Genomic DNA, 6,962 nt, shown 5'->3' with positions numbered 1-6,962 from the left:
TATTGCCAAACACGGTCATCCACAGAAAAGTGAAGAACGCCGGTACCAGCAGCACCCCGGCGACGAATTCCCGGATTGTGCGACCGCGCGAAATACGTGCGATGAACATGCCGACGAAGGGAGACCATGAGATCCACCAGCCCCAGTAGAACAGTGTCCACCGGCCAAGCCAGGCATTCGGCTCATACGCATACATCCGGAAGGTCCGCTGCACGACCGCCCCCAAATAGGTACCGATATTCTGGACAAATGCCTGGAGCAGGAAAACGGTCGATCCTGCCACCAGCACGAAGGCGAGCAGTGCTACCGCGAGGATGATGTTCAGCTCCGACAAGCGCTTCACGCCCTTGTCGAGACCGATTCCCGCCGACAGGGTCGCCATGTCTGTGATCACTGCGATGAGGAGGATTTGAACTGGCGTACTGACCGGCAGCCCGAGCAGGAAGCTGAAACCGGCATTGACCTGTAACACACCGAAGCCCAGCGAGGTTGCCACGCCAAACATCGTCCCCAATACTGCGAAGATGTCGATGGCATGGCCGAATGGTCCATAGATCCGGTTTCCGATCAGCGGAAACAGGGCCGAGCGGAGCGTAAGTGGCAAACCGCGCCGGAAAGCGAAATAGGCCAGCGCCAGTCCCACGACAATGTAAATTGCCCAAGCGTGAAGGCCCCAGTGAAAGAAGGTGAGAACCATTGCCTGGCGCGCGGATTCGATCGTGCGGCCCTCGCCCACCGGAGGAACAGCATAGTGCTGAATCGGCTCGGCGACGCCGAAGAACAGCAGTCCGATTCCCATGCCAGCGCTGAACAGCATGGCGAACCAGGATAGGTAGCTGTATTCGGGCTCGCTTTCATCCGGGCCGAGCTTCACATCGCCATAGCGGCTCAGCATGAGAAAAATAACGAAGATCAGGAAAGCGGCGACAGCTGCAACATAGAACCAGCCGAAATCGTGCACGATCCGAGCCTGGAGCGCATCGAAAAATTGTCCGACCCGCGCCGGGAACAGTGCGCCAAACAGCGCAAATGCAATAATCAGCGTGGCCGAAACAAAGAACACAGGAGGGTTAACCTGCATCCTCTTGTGGACGCCGTGAGCGGCGGCGTCCTTCAGGACGGGATCAGTCATCAGTTTAGTTCCATTTCAAGACGAACATCGCTTGATAGCAAGGCAATACCTTGCTCGTTTGCAAGGTACTTCCAGTAGCGGCCGCCATTGGCATAGGAAACCGTATAGCGTCGATACGCCACTTCCTCTACCTCGGTACTGACGGCAAATGGCAGGACGGGTAACTATGCAATCACCTACTATCGCGATTGCAGGAAAAGATGTACGAAACACAGCCGCGAAGGCGCTGTCTGCAGCTTTTGTGTCGGGTATAACGACTTGGGCATGTACATGCTGATAGAAGCTACGGCCTTCTTGCACTCTGGAGTTGCCTTCAATACAGAGGTATTGGACAGTGAGTTCGACACCTGAGTTTTTGAGGGGCCCTGCAGCTTCGCGCAAACGATTCGCAGGCGCGTCACGTAGGGTAGACCAGGTGTAGTGTTCCGCTTTGCGCAGCACATTCAACCATGTTGCAAGTTATCAGCTTTTTGCGGGGCCAGTGTCTGGAGGAAAAACTGTGGCGATGGAGGGAATCATACAGACCACTTGCTTTGCAAATCATTGCCCCAAACAAATTCGAACATGAGCTTTTGAACTTGGCGCGGCCAGACGCCAAAGCTACACCACAACCTGGGCCTGTTTAATGCATCGGGCTGCGGCACCATCCCAGTCGATCCGGACGATTGGCCTGCTTAGCATTACAAACTTCGCCATAGGCTGAAAAACGACTTAATGGTGCTGGCGAATTGAATAACAAAAGCCGTTATCGCGACCACGAGAACGGCTTTTGTTTGTGCAATCTTTCGACTATGGGGAATTTGTGGGTAAAAATCTTAGATACCCTTGAAACCCAAATGAACGCTTGTGTTTTGGCGGAAAGGGAGGGATTCGAACCCTCGATACGCATAAACGTATACTGGATTTCGAGTCCAGCGCATTCGACCACTCTGCCACCTTTCCTGCACGGTCGTTTGCGGCGTCAGGGGAGCCGCAAAGCACGAGATTATAGCAGACTCTTCAAGAGCGGCAAGCCGGAAGTTGCCCGAATAAAATCCATGCTGCCGACTTCAGTCAAATGCAATGTTGCATTACATCATCATCCAGTCATAAAAGTTTCATAGACTGTCGCCGTTTGGACCGTGTAACCACTGCTTGCACCACAGGGCATACCGATGCGATGCATCGCAGTAAAGGGTCCGGCATACGCACATACGACACAACAATGAATACATCCGACTTGGCTAATATCTTTACCGTCAACAAACCGACTGCGCGAATCTATCAACTGACAGCCAACCAGACAACTACCAATCAATTGATACAGGCGACCGACAGGGATGCGATGTTATTGCTACGTTTGCAGGAGATCATCGAGCGGCGTCAACTCAGCGCCCTTTTCCAGCCCATTATCAATATGCAGACCGGTACCGTCGTTGGTTATGAAGGTTTGATACGCGGGCCGTCGGATAGCCCGCTGCACTCACCGATGAACCTGTTCAAGGTAGCCCGTGCCAACGGATTGAGCGCCGAGGTGGAACACTTGTGCCGGCACGTGGTGCTTGAACGATTTGCGGCACAGGAACTTCCTGGGAAGTTATTCCTCAATGTGAGCCCGGAATCCTTGCTGGCATCCGGTATCCATGACGGCAAAACACTTGGCTATATCCATGGTGCCGGCATCCATCCCGATCGGGTGATCATTGAACTCACCGAAACGCAGCCGACCTATGACTATGATTTGCTGCGTGAAGCAGTCATGCACTATCGCAGCATGGGCTTCCAGATTGCGATCGACGATCTCGGCGAAGGCTTTTCCAGCCTGCGATTATGGTCGGAACTGCGCCCCGAGTATGTCAAGATCGATATGCACTTCGTGCAGGGCATCAATCTGGATCCGGTAAAGCTGCAATTCGTCCGGTCCATCCAGGAGATTGCAGCCGAATCGGGCACGACCGTGATCGCGGAAGGGATCGAGACACAAACCGAATTGCTGCTGATCCGCGACCTCGGCGTCGGTTGCGGGCAGGGTTACCACATCGGCCGCCCGCAAGCAGATCCGGCCAAGACGCTGCCGCTTGATCTGGCGAAAACGCTGAGTCTCAACGGCATTGCCGTCTATCCGCAAAAGAATGCGTTCGGACGGAATCTGGTCACCGCTCTGAAGCTGTTACGCATCGTGCCGGTCGTATCGCCGGACATGCACAACAACCATGTCTATGAATTGTTCAGCAGCGATCCCGAGTTGCAGATCATTCCCGTCGTCGCGGACGGCACGCCGCTGGGCCTGATCAGCCGTCCAAATTTCATCGATCGTTTTGCACGTCCCTACTTGCGCGAGTTATACGGAAGGAAATCATGTACCGCCTTCATGGACGGCGATCCGCTGATCGCCGACAAGGATAGCAGCCTGCAGGAACTGAGCCAGAAGATTGTAGCCGCGGACCGTCATCATCTGATGTATGGATTCGTGATCACAGACCGTGGAAGATATCTCGGCATGGGCACCGGACATGACTTAATGCGTGAAATCACCGAAATGCAGATTACCGCAGCCCGCTATGCCAACCCGCTGACACTACTGCCCGGTAATGTGCCAATCGATGAGCACATCGACCGTCTGCTCGGCAGTGCCGTGCATTTCACTGCCTGCTACGTCGACCTCGATCACTTCAAACCCTTCAACGATGTCTACGGCTATCGCAAGGGGGATGATGTTATCCAGGCCGTCGGCAGGATACTGAGCGAGCACTGTGATCCGAACAGGGATTTCGTCGGCCATATCGGCGGGGACGATTTCATCCTGTTATTCCAGAGCGAGGATTGGGAGGATCGGTGCAGAGCATTCCTTGACCGATTCGCCGTCGAAATGCCACTTTTCTATACGGAAGCCGACCGCAATCGAGGCGGCTATATGAGCGAGGACCGCCGGGGTGAGCGCGTGTTTCATCCGCTGATCTCCGTATCTGCCGGGGTGGTAAAAGTTCAACCGGGGCAATATGGATCACATCACCAGATCGCCGCCGCAGCGGCGGATGCGAAGAAGCAGGCCAAGAAAATCGCCGGCAACAGTCTGTTCATCGAGCGACGAACTGCCGGCGTGTTTACCTGCGACAGCGATTAACTATGTGGGCCCAGGCGCGCAAGGCCGCCCATGTAGGGCCGCAGCGCCTCCGGGATTTCGACACTGCCGTCAGCCTGCTGAAAGTTTTCGAGGATCGCAACCAGCGTACGGCCCACGGCGAGGCCGGACCCGTTCAGCGTATGCAGAAGTTCGGGTTTGCCCTGGGAATTGCGGAAGCGTGCCTGCATGCGACGGGCCTGGAACGCCTCGCAGTTCGATATGGACGAGATTTCGCGATAGGTGTTTTGCGCCGGCAGCCAAACCTCGAGATCGTAGGTTTTTGCCGCACCAAAACCCATATCGCCAGTACACAAGGCCATGACACGGTACGGCAAACCAAGTTTCTGCAAAATCCCTTCCGCATGGCCGACCATTTCCTCGAGCGCGTCATAGGAATTTTCGGGATAGACGATCTGGACCATTTCCACCTTGTCGAATTGGTGTTGGCGGATCATGCCGCGCGTATCCCGCCCGTAGCTGCCCGCTTCCGAGCGGAAGCACGGCGTATGGGCGGTCAACTTGATCGGGAGTGCGTCCGGTGAAACGATTTCGTCGCGCACGGTATTCGTCAGGGTAACCTCCGACGTGGGAATCAGGTACAAGGCCTCGCCTTCGCCTTCCTGCCCGCCCTTTTTCACGGCAAACAGGTCCGCCTCGAACTTCGGCAGCTGCCCGGTGCCACGCAGGGAATCAGCATTCACCATGTACGGCGTATAGCACTCCACATAGCCGTTCTCGGTGGTATGCGTATCGAGCATGAACTGCGCGAGCGCGCGGTGCAGGCGAGCGATGGCTCCTTTCATGACGGCGAAGCGGGAACCGGTCAATTTTGCAGCGACGTCGAAATCCATGCCGAGCGATGCGCCGACATCGACATGGTCTTTCACTTCAAAATCGAAGGTGCGCGGCACGCCCACCTTGCGGACTTCGACATTTGCGCTTTCATCGTGTCCGACGGGTACCGACTCGTGTGGCACGTTTGGAATCGCGAGCATGAACTCGCTCAGTTTTGCCTGCACCACTTCGAGCCTGTCCGCCGACGCCTTCAGTTCATCGCCCAAGCCGGCGACTTCGGCCATCACCGCGGAAGTGTCCTCGCCTTTGCCTTTCAGCATGCCGATCTGTTTTGACAGGGTATTGCGCTTGCCCTGCAGTTCTTCAGTCTTGGTCTGGATCTGCTTGCGCTCTGTTTCCAGCGCATTGAACGTGGCGATATCGAGCTGGAATTTGCGAGCGGCCAGGCGGGTGGCGACGCCATCGATGTCTTTACGGAGTAGTTGGATGTCGATCATAGGAAGTGCCGGTCAGGATTGCGAAAGCGCCATTGTACCAAGCAGGGACAATGTTCCCTGCTACGTTGCCGCCCCGTATCGTTGATCATTGCCAAAGAAATCGAAGCGGAAGTGCGTCGTACGAGCCTATTTCTTGCCGTCCTTCTTTGCGTCCCGGTCCAGGGAACGCAAGTATTCCAGCTTTTCGCCTATCTTTAGTTCCAGCCCGCGGTCCACCGGACGGTACCATCCCGGCTCCCGCATACCCTCGGGCAGATAGGTCTCGCCCGCAGCATAGGCCTGCGGTTCGTCATGGGCATAGCGGTACAGCTTGCCATAGCCGAGTTCCTTCATCAGCTTCGTCGGTGCGTTCCGCAGATGTTCCGGCACCGGCCGTGACTTGTCCTTCGCGACGAAGGCCCGCGCGGCGTTATAAGCGTTATAGACGGCATTGGACTTCGCCGCACAGGAGAGATAGATCACCGCCTCCGCAAGCGCGAGTTCACCTTCGGGAGAACCAAGCCGTTCGTAGGTTTCAGCCGCATCCAGGGACAGCCGCAATGCCCGCGGGTCGGCCAGGCCGATGTCTTCCGCGGCCATGCGGATGATCCGGCGCGCCAGGTATCGCGGGTCGGCGCCGCCGTCCATCATGCGCACCAGCCAGTACAGCGCGGCGTCCGGATTGGAGCCGCGGACCGATTTATGCAAGGCCGATATCTGGTCGTAAAACGCGTCGCCGCCCTTGTCGAAACGGCGCAGATTCTCGGCCAGCGCGGTCGCCAGGAGGGCCTCATCGACTTCCTGCTGCTCATTGGCCGCTGCGGCGCGCGCGACGATCTCCAGGTTGTTCAGCAGCTTGCGGCCGTCTCCGTCGGCACTCGCGATCAGGATCGCTTTCGCCTCGGGCGTGAAATCCAGTCCTTCCAGCTCCTGGATGCAGGCGCGGTCGACCAGGGCGTCAAGGTCGTCCTCCGATAGGGATTTGAGCACATACACCGCCGCGCGGGACAGCAGCGCACCGTTGACTTCGAACGAAGGATTCTCCGTCGTTGCGCCGATGAAGGTGAACAAGCCGCTCTCGACATGCGGCAGAAACGCATCCTGCTGGCTCTTGTTGAAGCGGTGGACTTCATCGACGAACAGGATGGTGCGGCGCGCGGAATTGGCCTGGACGACCTGGGCACGCTCCACCGCTTCGCGGATGTCTTTCACGCCGGACAGCACCGCCGACAATGCGATGAATTCCGCCGAAAAGCTGTCGGCCATCAGTCGCGCCAACGTGGTCTTGCCGACGCCGGGCGGCCCCCAGAGGATCATCGAATGGGGTTCGCCGGATTCAAACGCCACCCGCAAAGGCTTGCCCGGACCGAGCAGGTGGTGCTGGCCGATTACGTCGTCAAGCGACTGCGGACGAAGCCTTTCGGCGAGCGGAATGTTTGCCATCATGATGCGCGGG

Annotated in this window: 4 protein-coding genes and 1 tRNA gene; 1 reads left to right on the top strand and 4 read right to left on the bottom strand. The window is 57.0% G+C overall.

The window, feature by feature from the left end; translation table 11 throughout:
* On the bottom strand, positions 1-1,132 hold a 1,132-nt coding region (locus tag VGU61_RS10315; protein ID WP_326859028.1), incomplete at its 3' end, for a BCCT family transporter.
* Between the two features lie 852 nt (positions 1,133-1,984).
* Positions 1,985-2,074 (bottom strand) — tRNA-Ser (locus tag VGU61_RS10310).
* Between the two features lie 382 nt (positions 2,075-2,456).
* On the opposite strand from VGU61_RS10310, the gene VGU61_RS10305 reads away from it, so the two are divergent.
* Entirely contained in the window at positions 2,457-4,235 is a 1,779-nt protein-coding gene (locus VGU61_RS10305) for a GGDEF domain-containing protein (protein ID WP_326859030.1), read from the top strand.
* Here VGU61_RS10305 and serS read toward each other — a convergent pair.
* Positions 4,232-5,527: a serine--tRNA ligase gene (gene serS / locus VGU61_RS10300; protein WP_326859027.1), complete on the bottom strand. Its 1,296-nt coding sequence runs from the start codon at positions 5,525-5,527 to the stop codon at positions 4,232-4,234. The two genes, VGU61_RS10305 and serS, sit on opposite strands and share 4 nt — an antisense overlap.
* Positions 5,528-5,653: 126 nt before the next feature.
* Positions 5,654-6,949: a replication-associated recombination protein A gene (locus VGU61_RS10295; RefSeq protein WP_326859026.1), complete on the bottom strand. Its 1,296-nt coding sequence runs from the start codon at positions 6,947-6,949 to the stop codon at positions 5,654-5,656.
* Between the last annotated feature and the right edge of the window lie 13 nt (positions 6,950-6,962).

Source organism: Noviherbaspirillum sp. (assembly GCF_035944575.1).
GTDB lineage: Bacteria > Pseudomonadota > Gammaproteobacteria > Burkholderiales > Burkholderiaceae_D > Noviherbaspirillum.
The sequence above is the reverse complement of the archived record's forward strand: the minus strand, read 5'-3'. Positions and strand labels throughout refer to the sequence as shown.